The 18,188-nt window shown below is 56.9% G+C and carries 18 protein-coding genes; all 18 read right to left on the minus strand.

Features of this window, described 5'->3' with window-relative positions:
* Nucleotides 1-25: 25 nt before the first annotated feature.
* Complete coding sequence (pheA, locus tag ABEV74_RS03485) at nt 26-892, minus strand: prephenate dehydratase (RefSeq protein ID WP_430143449.1); 867 nt, start codon at nt 890-892, stop codon at nt 26-28.
* Nucleotides 889-1,863, minus strand: a complete 975-nt coding sequence (gene thrB, locus ABEV74_RS03490) for a homoserine kinase (RefSeq protein WP_430143451.1) — start codon at nt 1,861-1,863, stop codon at nt 889-891. The genes pheA and thrB overlap by 4 nt, the downstream gene beginning before the upstream one ends.
* Entirely contained in the window at nt 1,863-2,930 is a 1,068-nt protein-coding gene (thrC, locus tag ABEV74_RS03495) for a threonine synthase (RefSeq protein ID WP_062496639.1), read from the minus strand. Before thrC ends, thrB begins: the two co-directional genes overlap by 1 nt.
* Nucleotides 2,931-2,990: 60 nt before the next feature.
* Nucleotides 2,991-4,277 (minus strand): homoserine dehydrogenase, encoded by a 1,287-nt coding sequence (locus ABEV74_RS03500; RefSeq protein ID WP_430143453.1) that lies wholly within the window; start codon nt 4,275-4,277, stop codon nt 2,991-2,993.
* A 25-nt stretch (nt 4,278-4,302) separates the two neighbouring features.
* Nucleotides 4,303-4,740, minus strand: coding sequence for an ACT domain-containing protein (locus ABEV74_RS03505; RefSeq protein WP_430143454.1), 438 nt, complete (start codon nt 4,738-4,740; stop codon nt 4,303-4,305).
* A 171-nt stretch (nt 4,741-4,911) separates the two neighbouring features.
* A complete protein-coding gene (gene obgE, locus ABEV74_RS03510) occupies nt 4,912-6,240 on the minus strand; it encodes a GTPase ObgE (RefSeq protein WP_430143455.1) in 1,329 nt (442 codons plus the stop codon).
* A 44-nt stretch (nt 6,241-6,284) separates the two neighbouring features.
* Entirely contained in the window at nt 6,285-7,022 is a 738-nt protein-coding gene (locus ABEV74_RS03515) for a Spo0B domain-containing protein (protein WP_430143456.1), read from the minus strand.
* Nucleotides 7,023-7,211: 189 nt separating this feature from the next.
* Nucleotides 7,212-7,523 carry a 50S ribosomal protein L27 gene (gene rpmA / locus ABEV74_RS03520; protein ID WP_062491935.1) on the minus strand — a complete coding sequence of 104 codons (312 nt, stop codon included), beginning with the start codon at nt 7,521-7,523 and terminating at the stop codon, nt 7,212-7,214.
* A 15-nt stretch (nt 7,524-7,538) separates the two neighbouring features.
* Nucleotides 7,539-7,877 (minus strand): ribosomal-processing cysteine protease Prp, encoded by a 339-nt coding sequence (locus ABEV74_RS03525; protein WP_430143458.1) that lies wholly within the window; start codon nt 7,875-7,877, stop codon nt 7,539-7,541.
* Between the two features lie 10 nt (nt 7,878-7,887).
* A complete protein-coding gene (gene rplU, locus ABEV74_RS03530; RefSeq protein WP_062491932.1) occupies nt 7,888-8,199 on the minus strand; it encodes a 50S ribosomal protein L21 in 312 nt (103 codons plus the stop codon).
* Between the two features lie 213 nt (nt 8,200-8,412).
* Nucleotides 8,413-9,465: an NAD(P)/FAD-dependent oxidoreductase gene (locus tag ABEV74_RS03535; protein WP_430143459.1), complete on the minus strand. Its 1,053-nt coding sequence runs from the start codon at nt 9,463-9,465 to the stop codon at nt 8,413-8,415.
* A gap of 39 nt (nt 9,466-9,504) precedes the next feature.
* Nucleotides 9,505-10,497, minus strand: coding sequence for an iron-hydroxamate ABC transporter substrate-binding protein (locus ABEV74_RS03540; protein WP_430143460.1), 993 nt, complete (start codon nt 10,495-10,497; stop codon nt 9,505-9,507).
* Nucleotides 10,498-11,190: 693 nt separating this feature from the next.
* Nucleotides 11,191-12,066, minus strand: coding sequence for a protease modulator HflC (gene hflC / locus ABEV74_RS03545; protein ID WP_062491926.1), 876 nt, complete (start codon nt 12,064-12,066; stop codon nt 11,191-11,193).
* Nucleotides 12,063-13,097 carry an FtsH protease activity modulator HflK gene (gene hflK / locus ABEV74_RS03550; protein ID WP_430143462.1) on the minus strand — a complete coding sequence of 345 codons (1,035 nt, stop codon included), beginning with the start codon at nt 13,095-13,097 and terminating at the stop codon, nt 12,063-12,065. The genes hflC and hflK overlap by 4 nt, the downstream gene beginning before the upstream one ends.
* 317 nt (nt 13,098-13,414) lie before the next feature.
* Nucleotides 13,415-14,665 (minus strand): Rne/Rng family ribonuclease, encoded by a 1,251-nt coding sequence (locus ABEV74_RS03555; RefSeq protein ID WP_062491924.1) that lies wholly within the window; start codon nt 14,663-14,665, stop codon nt 13,415-13,417.
* A 351-nt stretch (nt 14,666-15,016) separates the two neighbouring features.
* Nucleotides 15,017-15,940, minus strand: coding sequence for a nucleoside hydrolase (locus ABEV74_RS03560; RefSeq protein ID WP_430143464.1), 924 nt, complete (start codon nt 15,938-15,940; stop codon nt 15,017-15,019).
* Nucleotides 15,941-16,228: 288 nt separating this feature from the next.
* On the minus strand, nt 16,229-17,125 hold the full coding sequence (locus ABEV74_RS03565; RefSeq protein ID WP_213529213.1) for a site-2 protease family protein: 897 nt from the start codon (nt 17,123-17,125) through the stop codon (nt 16,229-16,231).
* Nucleotides 17,118-18,086, minus strand: coding sequence for a peptidoglycan DD-metalloendopeptidase family protein (locus ABEV74_RS03570; RefSeq protein WP_430143466.1), 969 nt, complete (start codon nt 18,084-18,086; stop codon nt 17,118-17,120). The genes ABEV74_RS03565 and ABEV74_RS03570 overlap by 8 nt, the downstream gene beginning before the upstream one ends.
* Nucleotides 18,087-18,188 lie beyond the last annotated feature (102 nt).

Below are 18,188 nucleotides of genomic sequence, written 5' to 3' on the forward strand. Positions count from 1 at the left end.
TCGCTGCCGCGTGGCTGCCGCTCGTCTAGCCTTCGAACGTAAACGTCGGATAGCTCCCCAATATCCGGACCTGACTTCCGGTCGCCTCGATTTCCGCGATGGCGGCCGGCAGCAGCACCGAATCGAGCGGCATTTCGATTTCAATGTAGAAATAATAATTGCCGAGCTTCTTCTTCGTCGGGCGCGACTCGATCCGGGACAGATTGATGCGCCTCCACGCGAAGGCGGACAGCACCTGATGGAGCGCTCCGGGATAATCCTCGGGAAGCGTCACCAAAATGCTCGTCTTGAACTTGTCCGACGTCCGGACTTCGAACGGCTTGCGGCCTACGAGAAGGAAGCGGGTATAATTGTTGTTATGGTCGGTGACATTGCTTTGCAGCACGTCGAGCCCGTTATTGACCGCGGCGATCGACGTGCCGATAGCCGCCCACCCTCTGCCCGCGTTTTCGCTGACGATCCGCACCGCTTCCGCCGTGCTGCTCACATGCTCCCATTCGGCATGAGCGAGATTGGCCCGCAAAAATTTCAGGCATTGCGCCATCGCGACCGGATGGCTGATCACCTTCACAATGCGGCCGAAATCGACGCCGTCCTCTTCTCCCTGAAATTCGCCGGCGCGGCCGATCAAATTTTGAATCGAGGGGTATATCCACTCGGCCTGGATCGGCATATCCACCTCATGGACAAGCCAGTCCAGATGCAAGCTGACCGAGCCTTCGATCGTATTTTCGATCGGAATGACGCAGTAGTCGGTTTCCCCTCCCGCCGTTGACAGAAACACGTCCGATATGAGCTTATGATACGAATAATGCACATCTTCGCCGCGAAACAGATAGCGGGCCGCTTCGTCCGACACGCTTCCTTCCGGCAGCAAGGCAACCGAAATCAAACTTCCACCTCTTTCCGGATCCAGTGCTCAAGCGTCGAATAATCGGCGTCGTGCTCCAGCAGCGTGACGCGCGCTCCTTCGGCGCAAGGCTTCAGCCGCATCAGCTCGCATGCCGCCCCTTCCCGCTCCAGCACATCCCGCAAAAATCGTTCCAGCTCCGCAATCCGGGGATCTCCCGCCTGGACGAGCGCCAGCATCGTCGGGCCTGCGCCGCTCAGCGCGACGCCCAAAGCGCCGAAATCGCAGGCCCGCGCCAAAATTTCCGGCATGCCGGGAATAAGCGGCGCCCGATACGGCTGATGCAGCCTGTCGCGCATCGCATGGCGGATCAGTTCGAGCCGACCGGACGCGAGCGCGGCCACAAGCAGCGAGCTGGAGGCGACGTTGAATACCGCGTCGGACATCGCGATTTGCGAAGGGAGCGCGTGCCGCGCCTTCTCGGTCGACAGCCGGTACGAAGGAATGGCGACGACCGCTTCCAGCGAGGAAGGCGCCTCAAGCCGGACCGCTTCGGCGCGGACGCCGTCCCAGGACGCCACGACAATGCCGCCGAAGAGCGAAGCGCCGACATTGTCGGGATGCCCTTCAAGCGCCGTCGCCATCTGAAACAGTTTGTCCTGCGAAAGCGGGCTGCCGATCAGCGCATTGGCGGCGACAAGCGCCCCGACGACGGCCGAAGCGCTGCTGCCGAGACCGCGGGTTAGCGGAATGTCGCTGTACATGGCGATATCCAGTTCCGGTATGTCGACACCCGCTTCGCGAAATACGGATTGCGCTACGTCATAGATCAGGTTCGACTTGTCCGTCGGCACGCCTTCCAGATGATCGCCGTACAGACGTATGACCGTAGATTCCGAAGCGGACATCTCCACCCACGCGTACAGCGAAAGCGCCATGCCGAGCGAGTCGAAGCCCGGCCCCAGGTTGGCGGTGCTCGCCGGAACTTTGACGATGACCCGGCGGCCAGCCATTATTGTTCCCCTTCCAGCTTGCGGATCGCATCCATGACCGCAGCTTCGGAATCCGGCACGACAAGCGGCTCCGCCGCCACGCTCTTGATCGCGATGTTCGGGTCTTTCAAGCCGTGTCCGGTAAGCACGCATACGACCGTCTCGCCGCCGCGGAATTCCCCTTCCCGCTTCAGCTTGAGCACGCCCGCGATCGATGCGGCCGATGCAGGTTCCGCGAAGATACCTTCGCGCGACGCGATCATCCGGTACGCCGCCAGTATTTCATCGTCGGTGACGTAATTGATCTGGCCGCCGGACTCTTCGGCAGCGGCGACAGCTGTCTTCCAGCTGGCCGGATTGCCGATCCGGATCGCCGTCGCGACGGTCTCCGGCTCGGGAATCGGCTCGCCCTTCACGATCGCCATGGCGCCTTCCGCTTCAAAGCCGACCATCTTCGGCAGCGAACCGATGCGCCCCAGCGCGTGGTATTCTTTGAATCCTTTCCAGTAAGCGGAAATATTGCCGGCGTTGCCGACCGGAATCGCCAAATAGTCGGGCGCCTTCCCGAGCTGGTCGGACACTTCGAACGCGGCTGTTTTTTGCCCTTCGATGCGGTACGGGTTTACCGAATTGACGAGCGTGATCGGATGCTTCGCCGTAATTTCGCGGACGATTTCGAGCGCGCGGTCGAAGTTGCCCTCGATGGCGATCACCTTCGCGCCGTAGATGATCGCTTGCGCGAGCTTGCCGAGCGCGATGTTGTTGTTCGGGATCAGCACGATGCAGTTCAGGCCGCCCCGCGCCGCATACGCGGCGGCGGCGGCGGAAGTGTTGCCCGTGGAAGCGCACATGATCGTGCGGCTGCCTTCTTCCATCGCCTTGGCGACAGCCATCACCATCCCTCTGTCCTTGAACGATCCGGTCGGGTTCAGACCTTCGTATTTGAAATACAGATCGAGACCGAGCTCGGCCGACAGATTGTCCGCCCGCACGAGCGGCGTGTTGCCTTCCTGAAGCGTCAGCATCGGCGTCCGGTCCGTAACCGGCAAGTATTGCTTGTATGTCTGCAGCAAACCGGGGTATCTCATGAAAAGCATAACTCCTTTGGTTAATTTGAAAAACGGATGCGCTCTTGCCGCCGCAACCGCTCAACCTTCCACGCGGTAGACGCTTTTGACTTGGCGGATGACCTCCAGCGACTTGAAAGCTTCGACCACTTTCGTCATGGCCGCCTTGTTGGCATCATGCGTAATAATAATGATTTCCGCTTCCGGATTGTGCGGATTCGGCTGCTGAACGACCGACTCCAGGCTGACCTCGTATTCCGCGAACACCTGGGTAATTTGCGCCAGCACGCCCGCGCGATCCTGAACGTGCAGCAGCAGGAAATATTTCGACGCGATCTGCTCGTCGGCTTTCGGCTTCAGCTCCTTATAGGCGGTGATGCCCTGCTGACCGTTGACGCCGAGCCTGAGATTTTTGACGACGGCCACAATGTCGGCCACGACGGATGTCGCGGTCGGCATTTCGCCGGCTCCCGCGCCGTAGAACATCGTCTCGCCGACCGCCTCTCCATGCACGTATACCGCATTGAAGACGCCGTTGACGGCCGCGATCGGATGCGTGCGGCTGACCATCGTCGGCTGCACGCTGACGCAGAACTGGTCGTCCTGACGCTCGGCGATGCCGAGCAGCTTGATCTCGTAGCCGAGCCGCTTGGCGTACTGGATGTCTTCCTTCGTCACCGCCGTAATCCCTTTGACGTCGACATCCTTGAGCGCGACGTTCGTCCGGAAGCCGAGCGTCGCGAGTATCGTCATTTTCCGTGCCGCATCGAGCCCTTCGACGTCGGAGGTCGGATCGGCTTCGGCGTATCCGAGCTGCTGCGCTTCTTTCAGCACTTCTTCGTAAGATGCGCCTTCCTGGCTCATTTTCGTCAAAATGTAGTTTGTCGTGCCGTTGACGATTCCCATTATTTTCGTAATCCGGTCGGAAGAGAAGCCTTCCACCAGCGTGCGGAGAATCGGAATGCCGCCGGCAACGCTCGCCTCGTACAGCACATCGCAGCGGTTCTCGCGGGCCTTCGCCAAAATTTCCGGACCGTACAACGCGATCAGGTCCTTGTTCGCCGTTACGATATGCTTGCCTCTGGAAAGCGACTCAAGTATATATTCCTTCGTATGTTCGAGGCCGCCCATCACCTCGACGACGACATCGATTTCCGGGTTATGAATAATGTCCCACGGGTCGTCCGTCAGCTTCTCGGGATCGATTTGAACCGCGCGCGCTTTTTCTTTGTTCTGCACGAGCACTTTCTCGATGACGATCGGCGATCCGACCTGACTTTGCAAATCGTCCTGATGTCCTTCCAAAATTCGCACGACGCCGGTCCCCACCGTTCCGAGCCCAAGCAATCCAACCTTAACCGGTTTCATTCTCTCTCCTCCATCATCCGTGAATCTAGCCTTGTCCAATAACCGCCACTTTGCGTACGCCCTCATGGCAGCGAATTTTCGCCACAAGCGCCTGCAGATCGCCTTTCAGATGCGAAATATCGACAGAGATGACGACGTTCGCCATACCTTGCAGCGGAATCGTCTGATGAATCGTCAGCACGTTTCCTTCGCTGCCGGCGACAAGCCCGAGCACCTTGGACAAAATGCCGGAGCGATGCTCCAGGTCCATCGAAATGGTGACGATTCTCTCTCTCGTAAGCTCGTTCTGCGCATATACGCCGTCCTTGTACTTGTAGAAGGCGCTGCGGCTCAATCCCGCCCGTTCGGTCGCTTCGTGGACGGTCGCAGCTTCGCCGCGTCTGAGCATCTCCTTCACCTGAACCGTCTTGACGATCGCTTCGGGCAACAAATCTTCGCGGACGACAACATATCGTTCCGTCACCTGACGTCCTCCTACAAAAGACAGTTGTTCGTGTATAGTGGACATTATATCGGATGAGCGGCATTCACGGCAATAGGCAATGCCGAAAAAATTAAGGGAAATGCGCACCCGACCGCCGGCTTCATTCGACACGGCGGCCATGCTGCCGGTCGAGCCGGGCGGATTGCGGCGTTATTCGTACAGGTACTCGTTGTCCGTACCTTCGAAAAATTCGAACGTGTAATTGCCGATGCGGATCGTATCCCCATGCTTGGCGCCCTTCTTCCGGAGGGCTTCGTCGACGCCCATGCGGCGCATAATTGTGGCAAACCGCATCACGGAATCGTACGAATTCAGGTTCGAACGCTTCATCAGCCGTTCGATCGCCTCGCTCTCGACGATAAATTCCTCGTTGTGCCGGCGGATCGTAAAGTCGGCCTTATCCCGCCTTTCCAGCTTGTACACCTTGCGCTCTTCCGTTTCCGGCACTTCATGCACGGCCGGGGTTTGCGGCACGCTTTCCAGCACTTCGGCCGCCTTGTACATCAGCTCTTTCACGCCTTTCTTCGTCAAAGAGGAAATCGGCATAACCGGATACTCCCGATCGCCCGCCGCTGCGGCCAGCCGTTCCCGGAATTCGCGCAGATGTTCTTCCGCGCCCGGCATATCCATCTTGTTCGCCGCGATAATTTGCGGTCGTTCCGCAAGCTTCGCATTGTACAAGGCAAGCTCCTCGTTAATTTTCACCCAATCGTCGAACGGATCGCGCCCTTCCGAAGCCGACATATCAACGACGTGGATAATGACGCGCGTCCGCTCGACATGGCGCAAAAACTCGTGTCCGAGCCCGACGCCTTCGTGCGCGCCTTCAATCAGTCCGGGCAGATCCGCCAGGACGAAGCTGCGGCCTTCGTCGAGGTCGACGACGCCGAGATTCGGCGTCAAGGTCGTAAAATGGTAGGCGCCGATTTTCGGCTTCGCAGCCGAAACGACCGACAGCAGCGTCGATTTGCCGACGCTCGGAAAACCGACCAGACCGACATCGGCCATCACCTTCAGCTCCATGATGACCCACCGCTCTTCGCCTTCCTCGCCCTTCTCGGCAATATCCGGCGCCGGATTGCTCATCGTCGCGAACCTCATGTTTCCGCGTCCTCCGCGCCCCCCGCGGGCCACGATCACCTCCTGGCCATGGCGGGTCATATCCGCGATCGTCTCGCCCGTCTCTTCGTCGATGATGACGGTGCCGGGCGGGATGCGGACGATCAAGTCTTCTGCGTTCGCCCCGTGCATTCCCTTGACTTTGCCCCGTTCGCCGCGCGGGGCTTTGAAATGTTTCTGATAGCGGAAGTCCATCAACGTGCGGAGTCCTTCGTCGACGCGAAAAATGACGTTGCCGCCTTTGCCTCCGTCACCGCCTGCCGGACCGCCCTCGGGAACATATTTTTCGCGGCGGTAGGAAACGATGCCGTCTCCCCCGTCGCCGCCTTTTACAAATACTTTCGCTTTATCGACAAACATGATGTCCTCCTAAAACTTTGCGTAGCAAAGTCGCTTCGTAAGCATTACACCTGGAAACGGGCCGTCAGTTTCGCATACTGCTCCGGATGGTCCAGATTTACCGGCTGCAGCGGCGTCCCCTTCAGCCGCTGTTTCAATTTTCGCTGCAGCTCCCTCGCATCCTGGACTTCGCCCTCCACGTCCAGTTCCACGATCAGCGACTTGTCGTCGCGCGACAGCGCCAAAGTCAGAGCGGCCGCCTCCCCCGATCCCGGCTTTACGGCAAAGCGGTACGCATTCAACACATCGATCAGCGCCGCAGCCGTCCCGGCTCCGTCAAACGGCAGCTCGCCGAAATTCAATTCTCCGTCGATCCGGACGTTCAGACGCAGCGAATGCGTCATGGTGCGAAACGATTGCAAAAAGATAACAAGCGAGGGCTCGCCGAGCTTGGCGATTTTGCTTTCCATCGCCATTCGTTCTCTTATCTTCTCCACGCACTCGGCCATCTTATCCTGCTTCTGCAACCTTATGTATCCGTACAGCACCTGCAGGTCGTTCATCCAGTCATGCCGATGGTGATTGAGCGTTCGTATGGAAGCGATCTGCATCGCCTGAATCGTCCGCTCGAGACGTTCCGCCTGTTCGCGCCTCTCTCTGAAAATCCAGAACGCGGCTGCCAACAGGAGCCATCCGGCAAACACGGCGTTCATCCACCGTGCGGAAGGCCACAACAACACGCCTGCGGCGGGGAGCAGGACGGAACCTGCCGCATAATATTTTGCCGTTTCCCAACGGATCATGTTCCACATCCCACTTTAAAGTTCGTTGCCACTTCCATATTCAGTATACCACGCTGCAGCGCTGCCGGTCATCGGTGTAAAACGGCCGAAAAAAACAATGCGGCTGCTTTCACGGCAACGGTTTGCCGATTGATCCGGATCTTACAGCAAAAGCCCCGGCCTGTATCAGGCCGGGGCGCTAGGAAGCTATTAAACTTCTGCTGCTGCCGCGATCGACGATTGTTCGACCGGGTACACGCTCACTTTTTTGCGGTCGCGTCCCCAACGTTCGAACCGGACTACGCCTTCCACTTTCGCGAACAGCGTGTCGTCTTTACCGATGCCTACGTTGTTACCCGGATGGATCTTCGTGCCGCGCTGGCGCACGAGGATGCTGCCGGCCGTAACGGTTTGGCCGTCGGCGCGCTTCGCGCCAAGCCGTTTCGCACGGCTGTCGCGTCCGTTCTTCGTCGAGCCGACGCCCTTCTTCGAAGCGAACAGTTGAAGATTCAGTTTCAACATGGATGTTCCCCTCCTTTATTCCACATATTTATTTTCGATTACGACATATTTGCCGTATGATTGTGCAATCGTATCGAGCATGACGGCCATTCCTTCGAGCAGGAGCTGCACGCGGTCGTCGACCGCAGTGTCGCCCTGTTCGGGAATGTCGGATTGCAGCCACCCGTTCTTCATCGAAGCGGGCAGCTCGAGCCCCGTCAGCGCCTCGACAGCATTGACGGCGCCGACCGTAACGGCGGAAACGCCGGCACAGACGATGTCTTTGCCGGGTTTGGCATACTGGGCATGCCCTTCCACCGAGAACGATAAAATCCGCCGATCAGCGGCTCGCCGCACGAACGTAACGCAAATCATGGCCCGAACCTTACCCTTGAATCTTCTCGATCGTCACTTTCGTGTAAGGCTGACGATGGCCTTGTTTGCGACGGTAGTTCTTTTTCGGTTTGTATTTGTATACGATAATTTTCTTTCCGCGGCCGTGCTTCTCTACTTTGGCCGTAACCGAAGCTCCCGCCACGACCGGCGTGCCGGTTACGAGACCGTCGCCTTTGGACACAGCCAGAACGCGGTCGAACGTAACGCTCTCCCCTTCGCCTGCCGCCAGCTTTTCGATGTAGAGAACATCGCCTTCTTGCACTTTGTACTGTTTGCCGCCCGTTTCAATAATTGCGTACATGGTCGTTGGTGCACCTCCTTATAATCGAAGACTCGCCTGGCTCAGGTGCCGAACGTAAGATGTCGGACTTGCGAGACCCGGCCTGTGCGGTACCGGTTGTTCGGACGATCGCCTTGCGGCAACCGACAAACATACACCTGAACAGTTTAGCATACCGTTCCCGGAAAAACAAGCACAAGCGCCAATAAAAAAAACGTAAAAAAATGGCATTCCTCACGTCGCAAATAAATGCTTGATCAGTTCGCGATTTTTTTCTTTAAAGATTTCGTTATGGGAAGAAACCATTCCGTACGCGTGCGCGTCGGGCGCGATATATTGTTTCGCTTTATTGACGGCGTTCGCCGCGTCCTGGAATGCGCCGGCAATCAAATGCAGCTTCCCTTCATGATGCAAAATGTCTCCGGCGGCAAACAGCCCCGGTACCGACGTCTCGCTCATCGGCGTGCCGACTATACAATATTCATTCGCCATGGCGATGTTCAATTCGCTGTTTTCCAGCAGGTCCTTGTCGCGTTCGTATCCGTGATTGATAATGACATCGTCCACCGCCAATACGGTTTCGGAGCCGTCTTCAGCGTACTTGAGCACCACTTTTTCAATCGTTTCATGATCCGGCGCGGCGATCAGCTTTTCGATCGTCGTATTCAGCAGGCAATCGACAGCGCTTCTCCGCAGACGGGAGACTTCCGCTTCGTGCCCTTTCAGCGTTTCGTTCCGATAGGTCAAATACACTTTTTTCGCAATCGGCGCCAGCTCGTTGGCCCAGTCGATCGCCGCGTTGCCGCCGCCAGAAATGAGAACGGTTTTTCCTTTAAAACGGGCCAGCGATTTGACGGTGTAATGCAGGTTGGTTACTTCAAACCGTTCAGCGCCGTCAATATTCAGTTTGGTCGGTTTCAGAATGCCGCCGCCCACGGCAAGAATGACGGTTTTGGAGCAATGCGTATCATTGGCGGAAGTTTTCAATATAAAAATCCCGTTGTCGTCCCTGGATATGGAAGTGACTTTCTGTCCCAGCACGACCGTGGGGTCGAACGTCAGTCCCTGCTTCACCAATTGCTCGATCAGCTGCGCCCCGGAGACCGGGGTCAGTCCGCCGACATCCCAAATCATTTTTTCAGGATATACATGAACTTTCCCGCCGAGAAAAGGCTGATATTCGATCACTTTCGTTTTCATTTCGCGCAATCCGCTATAAAAAGCCGCATACAATCCCGCGGGTCCTCCGCCAACAATGGTAACGTCGTAAATTTGCGCTGCATCCATCCTTTTCTCTCCCCGCCATTCGTTATGGAGTTGCCGCCCTTACTTTAAAATGCTGTCCAATACATGGTCGATAATTTGTCCGTTCGCGATTGTACCCGAATAAAGCCAGCTGGAATCGGCTCCGAACTCATAAATATGGCCGTTCCGGACAGCCGGGATCGCCGACCAAATCGGATCGGATACGATCTGATCCTTCGTGATGCCTTCGCTTTTCACAATAAACAGGTAATCGGCATCCAGTTCGGCCAGCTTCTCATTTGGCAGCGGAAGCCAGTTCGCGGTAGCGGAGGCCGAGATTTCCTTCACCACGTCAGGCACCTTCATGCCAAGATCGTGATACAGCACTTCACCGCTGGAACGATTCTCATGAACGATATAGGCGTCCTTGCCCAGCAGCCAGATTGCCGCCGCCGATTTCGAGCCGATCGCTTCGTTCAGTTTTTCGCGGGCTTCGCTCGCCTTGCGTTCATATTCCTCCAGCGCCTTGCGGGCTTCCTCGGACTTGTTCAGCACCTCGCCGATCATCAGCAGCTTTTTACGCCAGTCGTTAACTTCCTCGGTTCCAACGATATAAGTGGGGGCGATTTTCGAATACTGCGCATATTTATCTCCCGATGCCATATCCGCACCGTCCAAAAGGATCAAATCAGGACGGAAACTCATCACCGCTTCGTAGGGAAGCTCGGACGGAATAGTCGGGACGTCTTGCAGCGAGTACTGCAAATAGTCCTGGACGGTCTTGCCGTCTGCGACCGACCATTGGGCCACCGGTTTTACCCCCAGCGCGACAAGATGATCCTCCAGGTAAGAGGCAATAATCCGCTCGGGATGGGCCGGGACTTCCACCTCGTTGCCAATAAAATCCTTTAATACGCGTTCCTCGGGTTGGTTGTTCGTATCGTTATCGGCGGCGGATTCCGCATTTTGTTGCGCTCCGTCCGAACAAGCTGCCGCCAGCAATACCAGAATCAGAAGTATAAATAGGGTAGTCCTTCGAGTCTTGCGCGTTCTGCGTTTCGAGTTTTGGTTCATGGTCTTGCTCCTTCCTTATTTCTCCATGCTTACTAAACCTGCATACTGTACTGCGCCTGATGCAAACGGCTGTATGTGCCGCCGGCCGCCACCAGCTCCTCATGCCGTCCCTGCACCGTAATCCCCTCATCCGTCAACCGATGCGCAATGACAAGCGTCGTTCGTCACAAACCTCATCATATAGCTGATCGATCCGTTTCTGGCAATCAGCTTATAAGAGAGCAGTTTCGTCAGGCGAAAGGGGCTGTTGTTGACCGCAAACCGGGCTTTTTCATGTTTCTCGTTGGCAAAAGCCTGAACGACGCGAATACCGCCTACGCTGTCTTCGATATCGGGGAAGGTTTCTTTTCCATAAATGATTTCACCACCCTGCCGTAGTTATGTCCGAAGGCATAGATTCCTCTATCGTAGGGCTGCAAAATGAAAACCGTCTTGTGCCGAGAGCCGGCAAGTGGCCGACGTAGCTGTCCGTCAAATCCACGATCCGTTGCGGTTTTTCGGAATTTCGACCGCTCCGTTGGCGGCTTGATATGTAAGGCTATTGATATTGATTATCATTATCGTGAACAATATACCAGATGGATGCGAATGAATCAATACCTTTTCTCCGACAAAATGAAAAAGCCCGCATCCCCCTCTCATGCAGGGTTTGCGGGCATTCGTCCGCCGTCCGGAAAAACCCGGAATCCGGCATTATTTTCCTAATAGAATGCGGGCATACGGCGAATCGATCGGCATCAGGATGACCGGCTCGTTCTGCAATGTCGTCACATAGCTTTCAAGCGTCCGGTAGAAGTTGTAGAACTCCGGATCTTTGCCGTAGGCGTCGTTATAAATTTTGGCGGCTTGCCCTTCTCCTTCCGCGATAATCGCCTTGGCCTTCGCTTCGGCTTCCGCGATAAGCTCCATCGCCGTACGGTCCGCTCTGGACATCCTCTTGCGCGATTCCTCGTCGCCTTCGGACAGATAGCGCGCCGCGATCGACTGGCGGTCGGAGATCATCCGGTTGTATACGCTCTGCTTGTTGCCTTCCGGCAAATCGGTGCGCTTGATCCTTACGTCGATGATCTGAATGCCGGAGTTGTCGCGCTTCAGCGCTTCCGCCACATCTTTCGTAATTTGGTCGTTAATGTTGCCGCGTGCGGTATTCTCGCTGATGATTTCGTCGTAATTGATTTCCGACAGCTTGCGTCTGACCGTATTGTAAACCGTCGCGTCGATCCGCTGAATGCCGGCCCCGACCGTCTTCGCCGACCGCAAAAACAATTGCGCGTCCTCGATTCGCCACACGGTGTAGTTGTCGACGATAATCGGCTTCTTGTCTTTCGTCAAAATGGAAGTCGGCGTGCTTTCATACGTCATTTGCCGCTTCGGCAGCGTCATCGTGTTCTCCACGAAAGGAATCTTGAATTGAAGTCCCGGCGTTCCGGCGACGCGGACGGCTTCCCCGAACTTCAGCACGACTTTGTATTGGCCTTCCTGTACGAGAAACACCGAATTGGCCAGCAGGATGACCGCGATCAGCGCGCCAATGCCGAAGTAGATTTTGCGTTTGTTCGATTTGCTCATTTCGACGCTCCCCCTTGCGTTCCCTGTCCGGCAGACGGCGCTTGCGATTGCGCCGGCGGCTTCGAGCCTTGCAGCAGCTCGTTCAGCGGCAAATATTTGACCGTATCCCCGGACGAATCGGCGATGACAATTCGGGCGTTCGGCAATATTTTATCCAGCGTCTCCAGAATGAGACGGCTTTGCGTCGTATTCGGATTGGCCTTGTATTGCTCGTAGACGGCGTTAAACTTGGCCACGTCCCCCTGGGCGTTCAGGATGCGCGATTTTTTCTCGGCTTCCGCTTTTTCCAGCAGCGCCTGGGCTTCGCCTCTTGCCTTCGGTATCCGCTCGTTTTCGTATTTGACCGCATTGTTGATTTTCGTATTTTTCTCCTCGCGGGCGTTCGTCACTTCGCGGAACGCTTCTTCGACCTCGCCGCCCGGCGGCTCGATGTCCTGGAACTTGACGTCAAGCACCTGAATGCCGGTTTGATACGTTTCCTGCAGCTCGATCAGCTTCTCCCGGACTTTCTCCTGAATATCGGTCTTGCCGTCGGTAATGGCGTAATCGAGCTTTTCGGAGCCGATCACGGAACGGATCGAGGAGCTGGCCGCGTTTCGCAGAAAACGCTCCGGATCTTCCACATTGAACAAATAGTCGCGTATGTTGCTGATTCTCCACTGTACGACGGCGTCGGCGGAGACGATATTTTCATCTCCCGTAATCATCAGCGCTTCTTCTTCCACCGGCGTAATCGTATTACCCTCCTCGCGGTAACCGATCGTCATTTGCTGGATCAGCTCAGCCGGCACCTTCACCACCTGCTGAATCGGATAAGGCCACTTGAAATGCAACCCCGCCCGCGCTTCACCGGTATATTTGCCGAATGTCAGAATCGCTGCCCGCTCCTGCTCCTGCACAGTGTAGATGCAGGAAAAGCCGATGATCAGCACGATGACGCCGGCTATGACGTAGCCGATTTTGCGAAAAAATCCGGGCGGCAAACCCTTCACGTTGCTCGGCTTCCTGGTCTTCAAATCGATGACGTCCATATGCCCTCTCCTTTACCTTTTTTCTGTATATCGTTTCATACGGCGCATGTCGGAAAATGTTCCTAAAAAAATAAAAACCGGTCGGAACCGGAACAGGAAATCGGGCGAAATGAAGAAGGGATATGTGAAATGCAAGGGAAACGAACGGTCGTTGCGTTGAGTTAAATATAACGGCTAGGGGCGGGGTGAACAAGACGACAATAAGGAGTCCCGCTGAGCGGCGGGCTTTCGGCAAAAGTAAGGCACGATTGCAGGGCAGAGGACATGACGAAGCGCCCGCATTGCCCGAGAACGCCGCTGCCGGCCGAATTGTGCGGTTAACCAGGCAAGCCGACGAACCGTTTGCCGGCGCCGCCGCAGGACGGGCATGTCTCGTACAGCCGGTTGGCCGTGCTGTCGCGGGATTTTTTGCGCGTCATCTCGAGAAGACCGAGCTTGGTCCAACCGACGACGGTGCACTTCGTCCGGTCCCGTCTAGCCCATTCGTTAAGGCGCGCCTGAATGCGTTCCCGATGTTCCTCCAACTCCATATCGATAAAATCGACGATAATAATGCCGCCCGTATCGCGCAGGCGGAGCAGCCGGGCGATTTCGTCCGCGGCTTCCATATTGGTCTGGAAGAACGTCTCCTCCATATCGCGGTTGCCCGTAAACTTGCCGGTATTGACGTCGATCACAGTCAGCGCCTCGGTCTGATCCCAGATCAGATAACCGCCGCTCGCCAGTTCGATGCGCGAACGATAGGCGGCATCGAGCTGCTCCCGGACGCCGAAGCGGTCCATAATCGGCAATCCGCCGTCCGGATTGTAATGGTGAAGAATCGGGGCGAGCGACGGCGCCATCTCCCGAATGAGCCGTTCCGCATCGGCATAGCGCGCTTCATCGTCGATCCATACCTCGTCGGTGTCGGCCGTCAGCGCGTCCCGGACGATGCGGCGCATCAATCCGGCTTCCCGGTGAAGCTCTGCCGGGGCACTCGCCGTCTTCGCCCGCTCCCGAATGAACCGCCACTGCTCGCGCAAAAGCTGCAGATCGGTGCGAAGCGCCTCTTCGCTCTCCCCTTCCGCCGCCGTCCGCATGATGACGCCTTCCTCGTCCCGCCGCAGCTCCTCGCCGATCGCACGGAGCCGTCCGCGCTCCTGTTCGCCGGAAATTTTTTTGGACACGGCAGTGTAATCCGCATTCGGCATAAAGACGAGCGAACGTCCCGGAAGCGAAATATGCGTCGTGACCCGCGCTCCTTTGCCGCCAATCGGCTCCTTCATCACTTGCACAAGCAGCTCCTGTCCGGGACGAAGCAGCTTCTCGACGGAAGGTTTCTCCTTCGGCTGCCGCTCCAAATTCGGGTGAAGCGCATCGTCGACGTACAGAAACGCGTTTTTGCCAAGTCCGATATCGACGAATGCCGCCTGCATGCCCGGCAGCACGTTGACGATCCGCCCTTTATAAATATTGCCGACAAGTCCGCTCGTCTCCGACGGTTCCCAATAAAATTCCGTCAACACGCCATTTTCCAGAACCGCCGTTTGCAACGATTCGCCGTGACCGTGAACCACTAATTGTTTCATGCTGTCGCCACCCGTTTCAGAAGGCTGATAAAGACTTGTATCGCAACTGCGCATCCCAATTGCCAATCGTACATGGCATTGTATGTATCGGCACCCTATTGCCATCTCTTAGCAACATCATAACATGAATGGACGGCCCACGTTAATAACCTGATTGAAAAGGCGCCGCCGGGGGCGCCAGTACGGGGCGCCAGCCTAGGGCGCTAGGGCGCCGGCACGTGGCGCGAGCATGCAGCGCAAGTATCGGCGCCGGCTCACGCAGCCGCAAAGCTGACGTCCGGCGCAAGCAAATCTTCACACAGCAACTGCCCGTTGCGATACGATTTCTGCGGTCGTATGCGGTCCTATCAGTCACGCATTACGCGCGATTTTGCGGAACAGATCCTTGAAGATCGGATCCCGGTGCGCGAAAAACGCATACCGGATCAAATGCCTTGACGCATCGGTGCTCCATGTCAATTGATCCGTCAGAACCGGGCTGAATGCCAGCGTTGTCGGAACCCAATCCGGCTCGATCAAGTAAGCCACCGTCGAAATATCCCAGATGACCCGCGAATAGCCGAAATGATCTTTGGAGCAGCGCTCGAACGTATCGTGCAGGAAATTTCCGATGGCGCCTCTGCCCTGAACAAACGCCTTGATTTCCGCCAATGTCGTCTGCAAATGGGAAGCTACGCCCATGCACGGCACGAGCACCAGCGGCACGCCGGAATCGAAAACGACTCTTGCGGCATGAACGTCCTGCTGCAAATTGAATTCATTCGTATTCGGCCAGTGCAGCGCGTGTCCGCCGAGCCAGACGACGACGATCTTCTCGATAATTCGCGGTTCGATCAAAATTGCGGATGCCACATTGGTAATGGCGCCGATCGCCGTCACATAGAGCGGGTCGTCGTCGGAAGAAGCCATCGCTCTTTCGACGAGATCAAGGGCGGCCTCGCTATGCGCCGGTTCGAAAGCACCGGGCAAATACGTTCTCGCCCCCTTGTAGACGAATCGTTCCGGCGTTATTCCGAGATGGCCGACAATGCGCAGCAGTTCATCGTAGCTTTTCTCCATCCCGTCTGCGGGTCCGCTGGATAATTCATTGAAGAAGGGCGCCGCATACAGCGCTTCCACCCGCAGACGGTCCGGCGATTTCAAAGCGTATACAACAGCGAACTGATCGTCGATCTCGTTGTAGGTATCCGTGTCCAGCACCATTCTGACCGTCTTGCCTTTAGGCGGCGCAAGCCGCTTTACCCGAAATTCATCCGACAATACCGGAAATTTCACCCGATTTCCCTCCGTTTTGTTTGACTTATGGATTTAAATCGCTTATAAAAACGGAATGATTCATGGTCGTGGGCAACTCAACTCACAGATTCTGGGCGAAGCATGTTTGTAAATAGATCATGACCGTGGCTGAATCATAATGTTGGAATGAATGATGATACCGGAATAAGTCATAATTATGGGTGAAAACGTTTACATATAGAGTTACCCACAATATACCATTTGTTTGTGTGCTTCGTCAATCGTTTTTGACCGCCGCCAAGATCCGAAGACCGCTTCGGCAACAGGTCAACGGGCGTCGGTAAACAGCTCGGATATGGCCCGGTGCGGCCGGCTGTCGTTCAGATACCCGGCGACAAGACGCCGTTCGGGCATCACGTTCATAATGCGTTCGCGCTCGCCCATCACATAAATGAGATGGTATTGCTCCCGCAGCAAAAGCCGAACGACCGACGAAACCGGCTGCCCTTCCGTCACAACGATCGGCCGCGCCAGACTGCCGCCCGCTATCCGGCGGACCGCAACGCGGTCCCGACGCATCAGGAAGCGGATAAATAAATACGGCATATTGCGGCGATACGTCCAATTGGAAAGGAGCAGGAATAAGCCGATCATAAGCAAATTCAGCTGTACGCCGGCCGTTCCTTCCGGATGAAACGGAGGCAGAACAGCGTAAACGACCATCGCCAGACTGAGCATCAATCCGATGCGAAACGTCCATACCATCGTCCGGTGATACGGTATTCCGAGGCTGATCGCCGACTGCAGCAGCCGTCCCCCATCCAGCGGATAGATCGGCAGCAGGTTGAAGGCAACAAGCAGCGCGTTGGCTTGTACGATATAGGCCGACCAATCTTCTTCCCACCAGCCCCAATACCCGAACAGCCAGGCGAGCGCGCCCATCCATATGTTCTGAAGCGGCCCGGCTATCGCGACGGCCGCTTCCTCGGCCGCCGGAGCGCTGCCGGACTCGTCCGCTTCGACAACGCCGCCGAACGGCAGCAGCTTCACTTCCCGTACGGTCCAGCCGAAGCTGCGGGCGGCTAGCAGATGGCCGATTTCATGAACGAGAACGAGCGTAAAGAGCGTCATCAGTTCGGCGAAATAACCGGTGAGCACGGAGGCGAGCATGACGAGAACGAATAACGGGTGGACGGACCAGGCGATGCCGCGAAATTTAATCAAGCGGCATCACGTCCGACGGATCGACGTAACGGCCGTTCTGCTTGACGGCAAAATAGAGCAGCGCCGGCTCCCCATCCGGCGGCGTCGCAAGCTTCCCGATCGTCTGTCCCGCTTCGACCCAATCGTTCTGGGCGACGTTCGACTCGGACAAGGCGCCATATACAGTCACGCGATTGCCGGCATGCTGGATGACGATCGTCGTCCCTTTGCCTCCTTCATCGGCGACATGCGTGACCCGGCCCGTCTCCGCGGCGCGCACGCGAGCGCCGGATTCGCCGGCGATTTCAACGCCGCTTAGCAGCTCGGCGAAGGAGCGGACGACCGCCCCGCCCTGTACGGGAGCGACAAGGGGCAGCTTCACCGTACTGCCCGTCTCCGTCGCCTCGCCGGGATTCGGATTGAATATCGGAATAAAGGTCGGCGCGCCGCCAAAAACCTCGCGGTACCATGCCGCCACAGCCTCGAAATTCATCTCTTGCGTCAACGCCTGCCGCACGAACTGCTGACCGCCACGCGTCCACGGCGGATCGAGCCGAAACATCCCCCACACTGCGGCAAAAATGACTGCCGCGGCAACCGTCTTTTGCAGAAGCTCGCGACCGAACGTATGCCCGCCGTCCCCGCTGTCTCCGGGAAAGCCGCCGCCCTTTCTCGAATGGACCATCTCGTCCTTGTCCCATCCGAGCCAAGGATACGGATTCGCTTTCCAGGCCCGTTCCGGATCGGACTCGTCCGTAGAGTTAGGACGCTGCGTTCGATAACCTTGCGCGCGGCGATCCGGCGCTGCCGGAGCCGACGTATCCCGATAGAGACCGCCTTGCCCGCTTGGCGGCGGTTGCAGCGGCGATGCGCCGCGTATGATTGGAGGCTTATTGTGCGCGCCGTTCTTCCGGTCATGCTCTTCCAAAAGCTGGCGTATTCTCTCCTGCCTGCGCTGCCGGATCGCATTTTTGATATCCATCGTCCGCTCCCTCCGTTCTTCACCCGCCCCGGGCCTTCTGCGGCCAAACGTCCAGGGAGGCTTGTATCACTATATGCATATGAACGGATGCAGACAAGTATG

The sequence above is a fragment of the Paenibacillus cisolokensis genome, from assembly GCF_050481165.1.
GTDB classification, from domain to species: Bacteria; Bacillota; Bacilli; order Paenibacillales; family Paenibacillaceae; genus Paenibacillus_AH; species Paenibacillus_AH cisolokensis.